The sequence below is a fragment of the Undibacterium sp. Di26W genome (genome assembly GCF_049340265.1).
In the GTDB taxonomy this organism is placed as follows: Bacteria; Pseudomonadota; Gammaproteobacteria; order Burkholderiales; family Burkholderiaceae_D; genus Undibacterium.
Map to the genome: position 1 here is coordinate 48,145 of NZ_JBMPOR010000001.1, position 16,421 is coordinate 64,565.

The 16,421-nt window shown below is 50.3% G+C and carries 11 protein-coding genes; 3 read left to right on the forward strand and 8 right to left on the reverse strand.

The genetic code is table 11. The features are described 5' to 3' along the window. Nucleotides 1–34 precede the first annotated feature (34 nt). Nucleotides 35–2,026 (forward strand): ATP-dependent DNA helicase, encoded by a 1,992-nt coding sequence (locus ACO0LM_RS00225; RefSeq protein ID WP_423033963.1) that lies wholly within the window; start codon nucleotides 35–37, stop codon nucleotides 2,024–2,026. 122 nt (nucleotides 2,027–2,148) lie between these two features. Here ACO0LM_RS00225 and ACO0LM_RS00230 read toward each other — a convergent pair whose 3' ends face one another. From ACO0LM_RS00230 to ACO0LM_RS00255, 6 genes are all read right to left on the reverse strand, one after another. Continuing rightward, complete coding sequence (locus tag ACO0LM_RS00230) at nucleotides 2,149–4,212, reverse strand: M13 family metallopeptidase (RefSeq protein ID WP_423033183.1); 2,064 nt, start codon at nucleotides 4,210–4,212, stop codon at nucleotides 2,149–2,151. Nucleotides 4,213–4,387: 175 nt separating this feature from the next. Continuing rightward, a complete protein-coding gene (locus ACO0LM_RS00235; protein WP_423033965.1) occupies nucleotides 4,388–5,377 on the reverse strand; it encodes a peptide ABC transporter ATP-binding protein in 990 nt (329 codons plus the stop codon). Then, nucleotides 5,377–6,393 carry an oligopeptide/dipeptide ABC transporter ATP-binding protein gene (locus ACO0LM_RS00240; RefSeq protein ID WP_423033185.1) on the reverse strand — a complete coding sequence of 339 codons (1,017 nt, stop codon included), beginning with the start codon at nucleotides 6,391–6,393 and terminating at the stop codon, nucleotides 5,377–5,379. Before ACO0LM_RS00240 ends, ACO0LM_RS00235 begins: the two co-directional genes overlap by 1 nt. A 13-nt stretch (nucleotides 6,394–6,406) precedes the next feature. Next, nucleotides 6,407–7,354: an ABC transporter permease subunit gene (locus ACO0LM_RS00245; protein ID WP_423033187.1), complete on the reverse strand. Its 948-nt coding sequence runs from the start codon at nucleotides 7,352–7,354 to the stop codon at nucleotides 6,407–6,409. A 44-nt stretch (nucleotides 7,355–7,398) separates the two neighbouring features. Continuing rightward, the gene (locus ACO0LM_RS00250; RefSeq protein ID WP_423033189.1) at nucleotides 7,399–8,403 is read right to left on the reverse strand and encodes an ABC transporter permease subunit; all 1,005 of its coding nucleotides are present in this window, start codon (nucleotides 8,401–8,403) and stop codon (nucleotides 7,399–7,401) included. Between the two features lie 338 nt (nucleotides 8,404–8,741). Then, a complete protein-coding gene (locus ACO0LM_RS00255) occupies nucleotides 8,742–10,349 on the reverse strand; it encodes an ABC transporter substrate-binding protein (protein WP_423033191.1) in 1,608 nt (535 codons plus the stop codon). Between the two features lie 255 nt (nucleotides 10,350–10,604). Here ACO0LM_RS00255 and ACO0LM_RS00260 point away from each other — a divergent pair, with 255 nt between their 5' ends. Next, entirely contained in the window at nucleotides 10,605–11,369 is a 765-nt protein-coding gene (locus tag ACO0LM_RS00260; protein WP_423033193.1) for an alpha/beta family hydrolase, read from the forward strand. Between the two features lie 48 nt (nucleotides 11,370–11,417). Here ACO0LM_RS00260 and recJ read toward each other — a convergent pair whose 3' ends face one another. Together recJ and ACO0LM_RS00270 are read right to left on the reverse strand one after the other, a co-directional pair. Beyond that, on the reverse strand, nucleotides 11,418–13,106 hold the full coding sequence (recJ, locus tag ACO0LM_RS00265; protein WP_423033195.1) for a single-stranded-DNA-specific exonuclease RecJ: 1,689 nt from the start codon (nucleotides 13,104–13,106) through the stop codon (nucleotides 11,418–11,420). Next, entirely contained in the window at nucleotides 13,103–13,873 is a 771-nt protein-coding gene (locus tag ACO0LM_RS00270) for a hypothetical protein (protein ID WP_423033197.1), read from the reverse strand. The genes recJ and ACO0LM_RS00270 overlap by 4 nt, the downstream gene beginning before the upstream one ends. 881 nt (nucleotides 13,874–14,754) lie before the next feature. On the opposite strand from ACO0LM_RS00270, the gene ACO0LM_RS00275 reads away from it, so the two are divergent. Then, nucleotides 14,755–16,419: a sugar phosphate nucleotidyltransferase gene (locus tag ACO0LM_RS00275; RefSeq protein ID WP_423033199.1), complete on the forward strand. Its 1,665-nt coding sequence runs from the start codon at nucleotides 14,755–14,757 to the stop codon at nucleotides 16,417–16,419. Nucleotides 16,420–16,421 lie beyond the last annotated feature (2 nt).

Sequence of the window (16,421 nt, forward strand, 5' to 3'; positions counted from 1 at the left end):
TTCCTTGTCCTGATAGTTAGTTTCTGATTGCCTCATTTTGACTGAATCACTTGCCACACCGGATGCAATCGGCATTCATGATGCCGAAGTAGAACATATTTTTGGATTAACCGGCCCATTAAGTGCATCGGTGAACGCTTATCGCCCTCGTCAGGCACAGACCGAGATGGCAAAGGCCATAGCAGACGCCATCGCCGGGCAAAAGACCCTGATCGCCGAGGCTGGTACAGGTACAGGTAAAACCTATGCCTACCTGATTCCTGCTCTGTTATGGGGTGGCAAGGTGGTGGTTTCTACAGGAACCAAGAATCTGCAGGATCAGTTGTATTTGCGCGATATACCGACCATACGCAAAGTGCTGAAGGCACCCGTGTCGGTAGCCTTGCTAAAGGGGAGGGCCAATTATCTTTGTCACTACCACCTGGAAAGAACCATACAGAATGGCCGCCTGAGCTCACGCGAAGATGTCGGCTATCTGCGTGATATCAGCCGTTTCATAAAAACCACAAATACGGGGGACAAGGCTGAACTGGCCAGAGTACCGGAAAATGCATCGGTCTGGAGCCTGGTCACGTCCACCAAAGATACCTGCATGGGGTCAGAGTGCCAGTATTATCAGGATTGCTTTGTCATGAAAGCCCGCAAGGAAGCGCAGCAGGCGGACGTAGTGGTGGTCAACCACCATCTGTTCTTTGCCGACGTGGCTTTGAAAGATACGGGCATTGCCGAATTGTTGCCATCTGCGAATACCGTTATATTTGATGAAGCCCATCAGTTGCCGGAAACGGCCACGCTGTTCTTTGGTGAAACAGTGTCCACCTCGCAGGTGCTGGAATTATGCCGTGATGTATTGGCAGAAGGCCTGTCGCATGCCAGGGATGGTGCCGAATGGGCCAAACTGGTGGCACCGGTAGAGCGTGCTGCGCGTGATTTGCGGCTGGCATTTCCGCAGGATGTAGTCAGGTACTCGATTGACCAGATTGCCCCTTCCAGCCCGTTTTTTGAAGCCCTGGAGACCCTGAAAACCTGTATGCAGGACATGATCGCCGTCCTGGAAAAACAGGCGGAGAGGGCGGAAACGCTGGAACAGTGCCGGGTACGGTCCATTTTACTGGCTGAGCAATACGAAAAATGGAATGCCGCAGATGATGGCAAGTCCGGCGACTATGTCTTGTGGGTAGAAGCCTTTTCCACTTCATTGCAATTACATCGCACACCCTTGTCGATTGCGCCCATCTTCAACAAGCAGCGCGAAGGCGTGCCGCGCGCCTGGATCTTCACTTCCGCCACCATGGCGGTAAAAAATGACTTCAGCCACTATGTGTCGCAAATGGGTTTGTGGGATGAGCCTGCCCGTACCTGGGCCAGCCCCTTTAATTATCAGGAACAGGGTTATCTCTACGTCCCTAACGGCATGCCGCAACCGAATTCTTACGAATACATGGATGCGGTGATTGATGCGGCATTACCGGTGATAGAAGCAGCCGGCGGCCGCACCTTCCTGTTGTGCACGACTTTGAAAGCGGTAAAACACAGCGCCGAACGCTTGCGCGAAGAATTCCAGAAACGTGGCCTGGATTTCCCCCTGTTTGTACATGGTGACGCCGGCAGGACAGAATTGCTGGACAGATTCCGCGCCGCCGGCAATGGCGTTCTGATCGGTAGCCAAAGTTTTTGGGAAGGGGTGGATGTCCGTGGCGAAGCGCTGTCGCTGGTGATTATCGACAAACTGCCATTTTCTCCACCCGATGACCCCGTGCTGTCTGCCCGCATTGCAGCGATGGAAAAAAAGGGCTTGAATGGTTTTGTTCATCACCAGTTACCAGAAGCCATCATCAACCTCAAGCAGGGAGCCGGCCGCCTGATTCGTGACGAAGGGGACAGAGGGGTACTGATGATCTGCGATCCGCGGCTGATCTCCAAGCCCTATGGCAAGCGCGTCTGGCAAAGCCTGCCTTCATTTGCCCGTACCCGTGAGCTATCGGATGTACTGGCTTTTTTCCAGAAAATAAAAACACCGGCCTGAGCCTGACAGAGCCTGATAGCTGCTGCAGTATGAAAAAAGGCAGCACTGTTTCCAGTGCTGCCTTTTTCATCGCCGTCACCAGCTAACGCAAAATCGTGACGGCAAATCCTGATGGCAGGTACTTACCAGATACTGACGCGCTCGGCTGGTGTCAGGAACATCTTGTCACCTTCCTTGAGTTTATAGGCGTCATAGAAGCCTGGCATATTGCGCAGTGTGCCGTTCGCACGGATTTCTCCAGGTGAATGTGGATCAGTCTTCAACTGCACGATCATGGATGCTTCACGCATTTTTCCGCGCCAAACTTGAGCAAAACCCATGAAGAAACGCTGATCGCCAGTCAGGCCTCCAATCACTGGCGCCGGTTTGCCGCCAAGCGACAGTTTGTAAGCCTTGTAAGCGATGGCCAGACCAGAATTATCGGCAATGTTTTCACCCAGAGTCAGCTCGCCATTGACGTTGTAGCCAGGAATAGGACTAAAGGCACTGTATTGCTTGACCAGAACGGCAGTTTTTGCCGCAAATTTCTCGTGGTCTTCCTTGCTCCACCAGTCACGCAGATTACCTTTGCCATCATATTGTGCACCCTGGTCATCAAAACCATGGCTGATTTCATGGCCGATGACGGCACCAATGCCACCATAGTTGACTGCATCATCTGCTTTGGCATTGAAGAAAGGTGGTTGCAAAATAGCTGCGGGGAACACGATTTCATTCAGTTCCGGGTTGTAATACGCATTCACGGTCTGTGGCGTCATGCCCCATTCGTCACGGTCTACCGGTTTGCCCAATTTGTTCAGTTCAAATTGCGCGGCAAAGCTGCGGATGTGACGCAAATTGCCGACTGCATCACCCTTGGTGACAGTCAAGCCGGAATAGTCACGCCATTTGTTGGGGTAGCCAATCTTGGGCATGAACGTCGCCAGTTTTGCCTGCGCCTCTTTTTTGGTGGCCGGGCTCATCCAATCCAGGGTATCGATGCTTTGCTTGTAGGCGACGAGCAAATTGCTGACCAGTTTTTCCATTTTGGCTTTGCTTGCAGCCGGGAAGTGTCTGGCAACATACATCTTGCCCAGGCTTTCACCCATGCCGGAATCGGCCAGGCGAACACCGCGTTTCCAGCGGGCTTCCTGTTCCGGTACGCCACGTAGTGTAGTGGCATTGAATGCAAAGTTTTCATCGGCGAAATCTTTCGACAACTGACCAGCAGCAGAGCGCAGGATATGCCATTTGAAATAAGTTTTCCAGCTATCCAGCGATGTCTCTTGCAGTACTTTGTTAAAGCCGGTCAGGTAGCTGGGCTGGCTGACGATGAGGTAATCGATCTTGCCTTTGATGCCCAGTTCGCTCAGATAGGTGTTCCAGTCATAGCCGGGTGTCAGAGTATCGAGTTTGCTGATGTCAACTTTGTTATAGGCTTTGACCGGGTCGCGCAATTCAACCTTGGTCCATTGTACTTTGGCCAGTTCGGTTTCCAGCGCCAGGATATCGGCAGCATGTTTTGCTGCTTCTTTGTCACCGGCCAGGGTCAGCATTTTTTCGATATGCTGGACATATTTGGCGCGGAAATCCTTCAGTTTTGCGTCGTCGTCCTTGAGGTAATAATCGCGGTCTGGCAAGCCCAGGCCGGATTGACTTACGTCCAGCACGTATTTTGTTGAATCCTTATTGTCCTGGTGGATCTGGAAGTCATATGGTGCACCGATGCTGGTACGGTTCAGCCAGGCCATCAGTGTAGGAATCTGTTTTTTGTCTGTCATGCCATCTACTTTGGCAAATTCGCCTTGCAGTGGCTTCAGACCCAATGCATCGATGTGCGCGGTATCCATGAAGCTGGCGTACAGATCAGCGATTTTTTGTGCATCAGTGCCTGGTTTATTCTTTGCCTTGGACAGACCTTCAATAATCGCATGCAGGCGCGGAATGGTTGCTTCGCGCAAGTCGATGAAGGCACCAGCAGAGGCTTTGTCGGCCGGGATTTCTGTATTTTTCAGCCAACTGCCATTGACGTGACGGAAAAAATCATCCTGCGCACGTACGGAACTGTCATTGTGACCAGATTCTATGCCAGATAACAAGACAGACGATGCGGAGGCTGCTTTGGCTGGTTCTGCTGCAAAGGCGATATTGCTGCCGACGGTACCGGCAATCATCAGCGCGATAGCGCTAAGTACTTGAGCTTTCACTTGGGGGTCTCCTGAGAGTGAAGTGTTTTATAAAAATACGACAAACTTTTTGCGGCTGGTTTCAAGTAATCACTGCCCGCAGCAGCTTGCTATAGCTGTCATAAGACTGCGTGAGTTTAACGAAGTTCGGCAGATTTGGTCAAAGTTTCGAAAATGATTGCAAATAAAATACTATTTAGTTGATTTCTTCGGCACGGTGACAGGCCAGCAAGCGGTCTGCAAACGGACGTAATAAGGGGATTTCTTGTCGGCAGCGGTCATTCGCGTGCGGGCAGCGATTGTTGAAGGCACAACCTGGCGGTGGTGCAAGCGGTGAGGGCAACTCACCTGGCAACATCATCTTGGCTTGGCGTTGGGCCGGGTCTATGCGTGGTGTAGAGGCCAGCAATGCCCTGGTGTAGGGATGCAGCGGCTGTTTGAAAATACTTTGCTTGTCGCCATGCTCAACCGTTTTGCCCAGGTACATGACCAGCACGTCGTCTGCAATATGCTCGACGACAGACAGGTTATGCGAAATGAACAGGTAGGCGACGCCGTTTTGCTGCTGCAAATCCATCAATAAATTCAATACCTGAGCCTGTATTGATACATCGAGCGCGGAGACTGGCTCGTCGGCAACGATCACTTCAGGGTCAAGCATGAGGGCGCGGGCAATGGCGATGCGCTGTCTTTGTCCACCTGAAAACATATGCGGATAACGGCTATAGTGTTCTGGCCGCAAGCCCACGCGGGTCATCATTGCCCGCGCTTTTTCTTCGCGTTCGGCAGATGACAGGCGGGTGTTGATGATCAGCGGTTCCTGCAGCATGGCACCCACTTTTTTACGCGGATTCAGGCTGGCATAGGGGTTTTGAAATACCATTTGCACCAGCGGCCGGACCTGCTTCAGCGTCGCCTTGTCGGCATGTGCAATGTTTTTTCCAGCCATCCATAATTCGCCACCCGATGGCGCTTCTATCATGGTGATCTGGCGTGCCAGGGTGGATTTGCCGCAACCCGATTCACCCACTACGGCCAGGGTTTTACCCGCTGTCAGTTGAAAAGAGACGCCGTCAAGGGCTTTGGCCAAAGCTTTGGGACGCAAAAAACCCTGTGACACAGGATAATGTTTGGCCAGATTTTTTGCTTCCAGTAAAACCGGAGCCTGAGTAGACGTATTTTGCATCATGCCGCCTGATGAATATGAATCGCTTGCCAGCCCTTACCTGGGGCACCCTGTGCGTCTAGCGGATAATGGCAGCGTACCTGCGCATTCGCTTCGCCTTGCAATGGCGGTCTGTCGGTATGACACAGTTCCGTGGCATAACTGCAGCGCGGTGCCAGCAGGCAACCGCTGGGTCTGTCATACAGGCCAGGCACAACACCAGGTATGGTTTGCAGCCGCGCCTTGCCCAGGTTGTGTTCGGGCAGGGCGGCCAGCAATGCCTGGGTGTACGGATGTTTGGGTGTGTTGAAAATGTCTGGCACCGTGCCGGTTTCCAGAACCTGGCCAGCATACATGACGACCACCCGTTTTGCGGTCTGCGCTACTACGGCCAGATCGTGGGTGATCAGCATCAATGCCATGCCGCGTTTACTTTGCAGTTGCAGTAACAGTTCCAGCATTTGCGCCTGTACGGTCACATCCAGTGCCGTCGTTGGTTCATCAGCAATTAGCAGACGCGGGTTGCAGGCGATGGCAATGGCGACCATCACGCGCTGGCTCATACCGCCGGATAATTGATGTGGGTAAGCATGCATGCGGCGTTCCGGATCAGGAATGTCCACTTGTTTAAGCAGGGCCAGGGCTTTGGTGCGCAAGTCTTTTTCTTTGCCACCCTGATGCAGGCGCAAGGTTTCCATCAACTGGAATGCCACGGTATAGCAGGGGTTAAGGCTGGTCATGGGGTCTTGAAAGATCATGGCAATATCCTTGCCCAGCAATTGCCGTCTTTCCTTGTCCTTCATGCTAAGCAGATTGCGGCCATCAAAATCCATTTGTTCGGCACGCACACGACCGGGAAAATCGATGAGACCCATCAACGCCAGCGAGGTCACGCTTTTACCTGAGCCGGATTCGCCGACGATGCCGACGACTTCGCCTTGCTCTATCTTCAGGTCCAGACCATCCACGGCGGTGAATGGCTGGGATTCCGAACCAAATTCGACGCGCAGATTTTTAATATCCAGTAATGGTTTCATGTTGAATCTTTGTTCAGCGTTTTAACTTGGGATCGAGTGCATCGCGCAAGCCATCACCCATGAGGTTAAAGGCCAGTACTGAAATCAGGATCGCCAGACCAGGAAAGGTAACAACCCACCAGGCACTCTGGATAAATTCCATGGCACTGGCCAGCATGGAACCCCATTCTGGCGTTGGGGGTTGTGCACCCAGGCCAAGAAAGCCGAGCGCAGCAGCATCCAGGATGGCGGTGGAAAATCCCAGTGTCGCCTGGACTATGATGGGGGCAGCGCAATTGGGCAACACGCAGTTGAACATCAGTCGCAAATTGCCTGCACCGGCTATGCGCGAGGCATTCACATAATCCTTGTTCAACTCGCCGCTGACTGCAGCTCTGGTCAACCTGGCATAGGATGGCATGAGGACGATAGCAATCGCGTACATAGCATTCATCAAGCCGGGGCCAAGTATGGCGACTACCGCAATCGCCAGCAACAGGCTGGGCAGTGCCTGCAAGATATCCATGAAGCGCACGATAATGGTTTCCAGCATGCGCGAAAACCTGCCGGTCCAGCTGTGTGAAAAACCGGCGACCAAACCCAGGGTCACGCCGACACCCATTGACAGCGTCACCGATACCAGTCCGATGATCAGCGACAGGCGGGAACCGTGGATCAGGCGCGACAAAATATCGCGCCCGACCGGGTCGGTACCCAGCAAGAATTTGCTGCTGCCAGTGGGGGTCCAGGCAGGCGGTGCCAGGGTCGCATCACGATATTGCTCAATCGGTGAATGTGGTGCTATCCATTCAGCGAACAGGGCGCACATCGTCAGTACGCCAACCAGTACCAGGCCGATGACCGCGCCACGGTTCTGTTTGAAATACTGCCAGAATTCAAGCAGCGGGTGCGGTGGTGCAATGGTCACGTTACTGGCCACGCTGCTATTGCTAGTATTGCCGGGTAAGCTGGTGTTGCTCATAAATCTGTGCCCAGGTCGGTAAAGTCAGAATGAAAATTCATGCATCAGTGACGTATGCGCGGATTGATGACGCCATACAGCACATCGACAATCAGGTTGACTGCAATGACGATGGTGGCAACCATTAAAATGCCACCTTGCACCGTTGGGTAATCCCGTCTTTGTATCGCCTCAATCAGCCATTTGCCTATGCCTGGCCAGGAAAATATGGTTTCTGTCAGTATCGCGCCAGCCAGCAGGGTGCCGACCTGCATGCCGATAACGGTAATCACCGGTATCAGGGCATTGCGCAGGGCATGTACCCAGACCACTCGCATCCATGACATGCCTTTTGCCCTGGCCGTGCGCACATAGTCTTCACGCAAAACTTCGAGCATGGCTGAACGGGTCATGCGGGCGATGACGGCCAGCGGGATGGTCCCCAGCGCAATGGTGGGCAAAATCAGGTGCATGACCGCAGATTTGAATGCGCCTTCTTCACCTGATAGCAGACTGTCAACCAGCATCAGCCCTGTGACCGGCGGCAGGTCGAACAGAATATCAATACGGCCAGACACCGGCGTCCAGCCCAGAGTCACGGAAAACAGCAAAATCAGCAGCAGCGCCCACCAAAAGATAGGCATGGAATAGCCAGTGAGCGAAGCGCCCATGACAGAGTAATCGAGGAAGGTATTGCGCTTCAGTGCTGCCAGTATGCCGGCCGGCAAGCCAAGGACGACAGCAAAAATGATGGCGCACAAAGACAATTCCAGTGTGGCCGGGAACAGAGTAAAAAATTCCTTGCTGACCAGTTCCTGGGTGATGATGGAGCGTCCCAGGTCACCCTGAAGGACTTTGCCAAGATAAGAAAAATACTGCTGATACAGGGGCTGATCCAGGCCATACAGATGCATCAGTTTTGCATAGCGTTCGGCATCCATGCCGCGTTCGCCAGTCATGGCTTCCACCACATTGCCGGGTATCAGGTGTATCAGTGAAAAAACCAACAGCGTGATGCCTATGAAGGTGGGTATGACTACGCCCAGGCGCCGCAAGATAAAACCCAGCATCGAAAAACCTTTTTAAAACAGATCAGCGAGTTCGGTACATCAAACCATAAATGGATACCGGTTTTCAGCATCAATATAAATCGGACTTGCGCAAAATTGTCCCAGCAAGGCTATCGCTTTCGGTAAACCTCCCTTATAGGGGAGGTCTGTTACGTCGGAAGGCAACATGTTGCCTGAAACCCCGACTACACCGCCAGCGACGAAGCCAGTACTTTAGTACATGGCCTTAGTAAATGCGGGAGCTGCAACGCAGCTGGGGCGGTTTTGCGTAAGCCCGATAAAAATCGTGGTGCCAATTTGCATGTACATCGCAAACTGACACCACGCCGGAGTATTTCTTATTTTGCCAGGTCTACTTTTTTGAAGTAGTGATGGGCGGTTGAATCCATTTTGAAGCCAATCACGTCCTTGCGCACTGGGGTATAACGCAAAGAATGTGCCAACAGCAGCAAAGGCGCCTCTTCATGCACAATTTCTTGTGCTTTTTCATACAGTTTGGCTCTTTCACTCTGTTTTGGTGTCAATTTGGCTTTTTGTATCAGGTCTTCATAATCCTTGTTGCACCAACGTGGGATATTGCCACCACCTTTGACGGCTTCACAGCCCAGAATTGGTTCAAAGAAATTATCCGGATCACCGTTGTCGCCCGACCAGCCAAACATCATCGAATGTTGCTCACCAGTTTTACTGCGTTTTTTGTATTCAGTCCATTCATAGGTGGTTAGCTTGGTTTTGACACCGATCTTGGCCCAGTCGGCCTGTATCAGTTCGGCCATGCGCTTGCCATCTGGATTGTAAGGGCGTGACACCGGCAGGTACCACAGTTCTATTTCCACACCATTGGGATAACCCGCCTTGGTCAGCAGTTCCTTGGCTTTGGCCGGGTCATAAGGGAAGTCCTTGACCTTGTCATTGTAAGACCACATGGTAGGCGGGATGACGTTCTTGGCTGGCTGGCCAGAACCGGCATAAACCGACTTCAGTATCGAAGCTTTGTCGACGGCCAGGTTCAGTGCCTGACGCACCAGTTTATTATCGAAAGGTTTTTTCTCGACGTTAAAGCCGACATAGCCAATGTTCAAGCCTTGTTGACTCAGCAGCTTGATGTTCGGATCGCTCTTCATGAGTTCGACATCGGCTGGTTTGGGCAGCGCCATCACATGACATTCACCCGCTTTTAATTTCGCATAGCGTACCGAAGCATCTGGGGTAATGGCATATACCAGGTTATCAATTTTTGGACGGCCATCCCAGTAACCATCATGTGCCTTGTAGCGGATGATGGCATCTTTTTGATACGACACAAACTGGAACGCGCCAGTGCCTATGATTTCCTTGTCGATCAGCTCTGGTGTACCGGCCGCTTTCATTTTTTCTGCATATTCAGCCGAATGCACGGACATGAAATCCATGGTCAGGGTCGCCAGGAAAGGCGCTTCCTGACGTTTCAGTTTGAAACGCACGGTCAAGTCATCGACTTTTTCCAGCTTGTCGACGATTTTGTTGACGCCCAGATCCTGGAAATACGCGTAGGTCTGGCCAGGGGTATTTTTATGGAAAGGATGATTTTCATCGGCCATGCGATAGAAGCTGAACAGAATATCGTCCGCATTCATGGTGCGGCTGGGCGTGAACTTGGCGTTGCTGTGGAACTTCACGCCCTTGCGCAGTTTGAAGGTGTAAGTCATGCCGTCAGGAGAGATTTCCCATGACTCTGCCAGGGCAGGAGTGATATTGGTGGTGCCTGTTTCCATTTCCACCAGACGGTTATACATGGGTACAGAACCGGCGTCTGCTGTCGTACCTGTCGTAAAAAATTGTGGATTGAAGCCTTCCGGACTTCCTTCGGAGCAAAAAACCAGCGTTTTTGCTGCCATCGCAACACTTGCATACGCACCCAGAATCGCCAGTGCGCCAGCTTTCAACAACCATTTACCTTTTTTCATCCAGACTCTCCAAAGTGAACAAGTACCAGTAAAATTGACAAGTCGATTGTGCCACAGGCGACTTGTGCAGATTTTTGTATTGTGCAGCAATTCGATAAATTTTGTATTACTTTGTTACACAGCTGAAGAAAATTTTGAAAATAAAACAGTCAAACAAGTGTTGTTAGTAATCGATGGATTTTGCATTCAAGAAGTTTTGCCACTGTTGTGTATTTGAATCAGTTTAGCTGTACTCCATTTTATTGATTGCAGCCAATGAAGAATCCTGATAACCCGCATTCGAACGACATGAATTTATCGCCAGAAATAAAATCAACTTCGATATTACATTTGCGAATAAGTGATGCGCATGTGCTGGAAGTGTGCGTCGATTTTCCTGAAGGTGCAGGGCCTTTCCCCGCTCTAATTCTGGCACCAGGCTTGCGCTATGGCATGCATCGCCCCGTCATCGCACAAAGTGCTGACCATCTGGTGGCACAGGGTATTGCCGTATATCGCTTCAACTGGATTTTTTATACTGTGGATGCGGAGAACGGTCATCCTTCTGCTGATCTGTCGGCAGAAATTGCCAGTATGCAGGCCATCATTGCAGTTGCCAGAAACGATGCTCGTGTGAATCCGCATCAATTGGCGGTGGCCGGTAAATCATTTGGTTCTGTGGTTGCCTGGCAGGTGTTTCAGGCAGATAAAAGCTTGCAGCGTTGCGTCCTGATGACGCCCTTATGCAAGAGCGAGGCGACGAATGAGAATGAGGCATTGGATGCGGTCAGGAAAAATTATACCGGCGTGGAACAAGAGTCCAGACCAGTCGCCATGATGGCCGGTGACCAGGACCCGTATTGTGAGTTACCGCTGCTGTACCCTTATGCAGCAAGTTTTGCGAGGCCCGCAACAGTAACCGTATTGCCGGGCAATCACAGCTTTGAAATGCCGTCAAAAGATGGTGTTTCGTCTGAACGTGCTTTTCAGCTGACTATGGATTTATTGGTCCGGCAGCTAGGTACTTTCCTGCTGGCTTGAGCAGGAAAGTTAAGCAGGAAAGTTGGGACGGACTGGCCACGTCCACTTTTACTCTATATGTTCCACCATCAACTGTACCCTGGTAACGCCATTGTATTCATTCGCATCCAGCCTGAAAGCGACATGTACGTTTTCAGGTAAGGTATCAGTGTGCCCAAACCAGATGGCGTCGTATCTTTGCTTGTTTTTTTCCAGGACCAGCTTCAAATGACGTTCCTTTAAAACCCGCTGGGATACCAGCCGGAAGTCATCGCAAAAAATCGGTGGTGGAAAACCTTGGCCCCACACTTGCGTATCAAGCAGGCGAATAAAATCGGTTGTGTAGTAGGCATCTTCCAGCGGGCCATCGGTTTCGACCGTGCGCTCCAGTTGGTGTGCCTGCAACCAGCTTTTGCCCACTGTTTCAAACGCTTGCTGGAAAGCCGGAAAATCTTCTGCGCGCAAGGTCAGGCCGGCTGCCATGGCATGTCCGCCAAACTTCTGTATCAGGCTGGGCGCATGTTTGGACACCAGATCAAGCGCATCGCGCAGATGAAATCCGGGAATGGATCGGCCAGAACCTTTGATGAGGCCATCACCCCCCGGTGCAAAGGTGATAGTGGGGCGATAAAACTTGTCTTTGAGACGGGACGCCACAATACCGATGACACCTTGATGCCAGCTTTCATCAAATACGGTAATGGTATTGCTGTCTTGTGGCTGGAAATCATCCAGATGCAGCAGGGCGACATCCTGCATTTCGCGTTCTATGTCTTTGCGGTCGGCATTGATGGCATTCAGTTCTTGCGCAATTTGCCAGGCACGACCTTCGTCATCGGTCGTCAGGCACTCTATACCCAGGGCCATATCGGCCAGGCGACCGGCGGCATTCAGGCGTGGGCCAAGGGCAAAACCCAGATCAAACGGGCTGGCATTATGTGGTTCGCGTCCGGCGACGCGAAACAGGGCAGCGATACCGGCGCACATGCGGCCTGCGCGCATGCGTTTCAAACCTTGTGCGACCAGAATCCGGTTATTGGCATCCAGCTTGACGACGTCGGCAACTGTGCCTAGTGCCACCAGGTCTAGTAAGGCATCCAGTTTGGGCTGGTTTTGCTGATCAAACACCCCACGCTGGCGCAGTTCGGCGCGCAAGGCCAGCAATACGTAAAACATGACGCCGACGCCCGCCAGGTTTTTGCTGGGGAAACCGCATTCTGGCTGGTTGGGGTTCACAATGACGGCTGCATCGGGCAGGCTGTCGCCCGGCAAATGGTGGTCGGTGACGACCACCGCAATACCCTGGGCATTGGCAGCGGCAACGCCGTCCACACTGGCGATGCCATTGTCGACGGTGACAATAATATCGGGCGATTTCTCTTTGATGGTCAAGGCCACGATTTCCGGTGTCAGGCCATAGCCATATTCAAAGCGGTTCGGCACGATGTAATCGACCTGTGCGCCCAGCATGCGCAAGCCGCGCAAGCCCACGGCACAGGCGGTGGCACCGTCACAGTCATAATCGGCAACGATCACAAGTTTTTTCTTTTGCGCGATGGCATCTGCCAGAAATTGGGCGGCATGCGCTATATGCAATAGTCCGGCAGGTGCCAGCATGGCATTCAGCTCGGTACTCAAATCCTTGTCTCCTGTCGCGCCGCGTGAGGCATACAAACGTGCCAGAACCGGATGCAAGCCATTCTGGCGCAACATTTCAGATTCCCGGAAAGGGCAGGGACGAGTGGTAATGCGTGTCATGATTTGGCGATGGAAAACAAATGGTGTAAAGAAGGTTTGACCCAGAATTTGCGTAAGGACCAAGGCGTCAGACTGAAACTTGCGATGCTGCGGGCATCGGTAAACAACAGGTCCAGATGAGTGATTTTTTTATTTTTCAAGGCAAGCATGGCGGGAGAAAACCAGTTTTTCTCCATCACATGTATTTGCTCCAGCCATAAGCCCCAGTCATTGTTGATGGCGGCTTCTGTAAGATCAGGCAACAGCACCGTAGTTTTTGCTTGCCCGCTATGGCTTGCGTCCTGCCAGTTAGAAAAATCGGGAGCGATCACTGCTTGTCTGCTCGACGGAAGAGTCTGATCTGCTCCGCAGGATAGCCACACTGAATTGATCACTTTGTCACCACGCATTTCACGTACTTCATTGATGGCGTGGCCAAACCACAGCATCTGGATTTCATTTTGCAGCTTGCGCCAGGCACGTTCATGTTCGCCCTTGGGCATCCAGATATCAATATTGTGACCGCAGGCAGCATCCATGGTCGCCGTTTGCAGCGCTGACCAGTCATCTGCCCGCAAAAACCAGGTTTTGGCATCGCCATATAGCAGCTTCAGGCCGATTTCTTCAGAACAGCTACGGGCAATGTCGAACAGGGTACGTGCTTCTTCTTCAGAAAACTCCAGCCGACGCTGATCTGTCAGCACCAGATGATCCCTTGCAATATGAATATGCACAGGCTGCAGGGTGAACCAATAACCCGTCTCAAGGAGTAAATTCGCCTTTTGCATGCTTGTTTGAGACGTCGCCGGGCTATTTAGTTGATCTGAGGGAGGAAATTTACCTGCTAGCCAGAATTCGTGCGCAAGTGCAAAAGAGAACTGGTCAATAGATTGCATCTCGATCTTATTGTTGCAAGCTATTAAGCGGCTAAGTTCCGGAGTAATCATTTCCCTCGCCAAGTCTTTTGCTAATCCAGATGGTGGGATGCTGAAAGGGATAATTAATTCTAGTTGATTCATCGTTGTTATTGTAAGGCAAACCAATATCAGGCCGTAAGTAACATTACTGTTTCACATGAAAAAACTCTGAAGGAGGCAAATCGAGCTTGTCCACGAAAAACGTATCCCTTGCGGAGAAGCTTAAATTCAATTAAGAAGAGAAACATGTCACCAAACAAACGAGCACCCTATACGCTGGAATTCAAGATTGAGACGATCAGGTAGCTGTCAGAGCGCTGCCGCAGTCGTTTATACATTCGATGTGACCGATCAAACGTTACACAATTGAGTAAACGCGGATGAGCAAGGCAAACTTACCGCAGTGTCAGTCTAACTCGTCAATACCGAACAAATGGAAAGCAACATAATATGCCCGATTAAGAAATACGTAGTTCAGGGGCAAATTCAAATCTACCTTTGTGAAAAGGTAATCAAGATGGATTTTCATACATTTGCACACGACAACAGCGCACATGCGCATTGTCAAATTGGTTCTCAGTTATACTTGGCGCTTTCATATCTTTTTGTTTTTAATCAACTACATATAGTAATTTTGTAATTCGCTGAATGTTTGTTGAAATGGGGATACCTACTTTTAATGATAAATTACAATAAATGTTGCCCGGAAATTTTTTATTGTCTATTTACATAGTTCTTAGCAGAGAGATATTGTGCAAATAGTTATTCCCATGTCTGGTTTTGGTGAGCGTTTTCGCAAAGCGGGCTATACCGTTCCCAAACCATTGATCGAAGTAGATGGTAAGCCAATTATTGCGTACGTAATTGACATGTTTCCCGGGGAAGAAAATTTCCTCTTTATTTGTAACCAGGATCATTTGGCAAACGCTGAATTTAGAATGGAAGAAATATTGCGGAAATATTGTCCTAATGGTCAAATTTTGGGAATTCCACCTCATAAACTTGGACCACTTTACGCGATCCAGCAGGCGGAACATTTAATTGATCCAGAGTCTCCTGTTGTCATCAATTACTGTGATTTTAATTGTTACTGGGACTGGTTTCATTTCAAACAGTTCGTACATCGATCCAAATGTGCAGGAGCTATTCCTGCTTACAAAGGTTTTCACCCTCACAGCTTGGGGGATACCAATTATGCTTATCTCCGGGAGGAGAATGGATGGGTCTCAGATATCCAGGAGAAACAAGCATTTACCTCTAATCGCATGGATGAGTTTGCTTCCAGTGGAACTTACTATTTCGATTCAGGACGTTTATTAAGTGACTCAACTCGCTCAGTCATCGAACAAGGTATGCATATTGGTGGCGAGTATTACGCTAGTCTTGCCTATAAATCAGTCTTAGTTAAGCATCTGAAGGTAGCGGTCTATCCTCTGCAACATTTTATGCAGTGGGGCACTCCCGAGGATTTGTTTGAATACAATGAATGGTCAGCCATATTCAAGAGATTAATGGCCGAAGATGAATTAACTCAATCGGTATCTGGTTCATTGATCATTCCCATGGCCGGATTGGGGCAGCGTTTTGTCAACGAGGGATATACGTTAGGAAAACCATTAATTCCTGTTTCCGGCAAACCGATGGTAGCTCAGGCAATAAGTGATTTACCGCAGGTAAAAAATCATGCATTTGTTCTGCGTCAAGATATGATTGGTTGTGTAGAATTATCCGCTTATCTTGAGCATACCTACTCCGAATCATCTATAACCAGAATTTCTTCCGTCACTGAGGGACAAGCTTGCACGGCTCTGCTTGGTTTGGAGGTGTTGGAAAAGAGTAATGGTGAGTTAGTCGAGCCCATAACTATTGGTACCTGTGACAATGGAATGTTATATGACCAGAGGGCTTTCTTGAGACTTGTCGAAAATCTTGATATCGATGTGATAGTTTGGGGAGTTCGAGGACATGCCAACGCATTAAGGCATCCCGGAATGTTCGGATGGATAGACGAAGAAAATGGTTTGATTCGTCAGATATCTGTCAAATCGCCACTGAAGTCACCTGCAATTGATCCAATTGTTTTGGGTACTTTCACTTTCCGCAGAAAAGAAGACTTTCGTAATGCAGTTCAGAGATTGATTGAACGTGAAGGACGAATTAATGGTGAATTTTATATTGATTCGTGTATTAATGATGCGATTGCGCTTGGTCTGCGTTGTTATTTATTTGAAGTTGATAACTACTTGTCTTGGGGGACGCCGAATGACTTGCGTACATTTGAATATTGGCAATCCTGTTTTCATAAATGGTCTGGACACCCTTATCGTTTAGAACTTGATAAAAGGATTTCTAAAATTTCAATTGCAAACCTTGACAGGCAATATCAGGCTATCGTCCCTGAATTGCCAAGCGAATAAAC

Coding starts and splice junctions, on each gene's coding strand:
- ACO0LM_RS00235 (WP_423033965.1), bottom strand. CDS start 5,377: ATGCAAAATACGTCTACTCAGGCTCCGGTTTTACTGGAAGCAAAAAAT.
- ACO0LM_RS00240 (WP_423033185.1), bottom strand. CDS start 6,393: ATGAAACCATTACTGGATATTAAAAATCTGCGCGTCGAATTTGGTTCG.
- ACO0LM_RS00245 (WP_423033187.1), bottom strand. CDS start 7,354: ATGAGCAACACCAGCTTACCCGGCAATACTAGCAATAGCAGCGTGGCC.
- ACO0LM_RS00250 (WP_423033189.1), bottom strand. CDS start 8,403: ATGCTGGGTTTTATCTTGCGGCGCCTGGGCGTAGTCATACCCACCTTC.
- ACO0LM_RS00255 (WP_423033191.1), bottom strand. CDS start 10,349: ATGAAAAAAGGTAAATGGTTGTTGAAAGCTGGCGCACTGGCGATTCTG.
- ACO0LM_RS00260 (WP_423033193.1), top strand. CDS start 10,605: ATGAAGAATCCTGATAACCCGCATTCGAACGACATGAATTTATCGCCA.
- recJ (WP_423033195.1), bottom strand. CDS start 13,106: ATGACACGCATTACCACTCGTCCCTGCCCTTTCCGGGAATCTGAAATG.
- ACO0LM_RS00270 (WP_423033197.1), bottom strand. CDS start 13,873: ATGCAAAAGGCGAATTTACTCCTTGAGACGGGTTATTGGTTCACCCTG.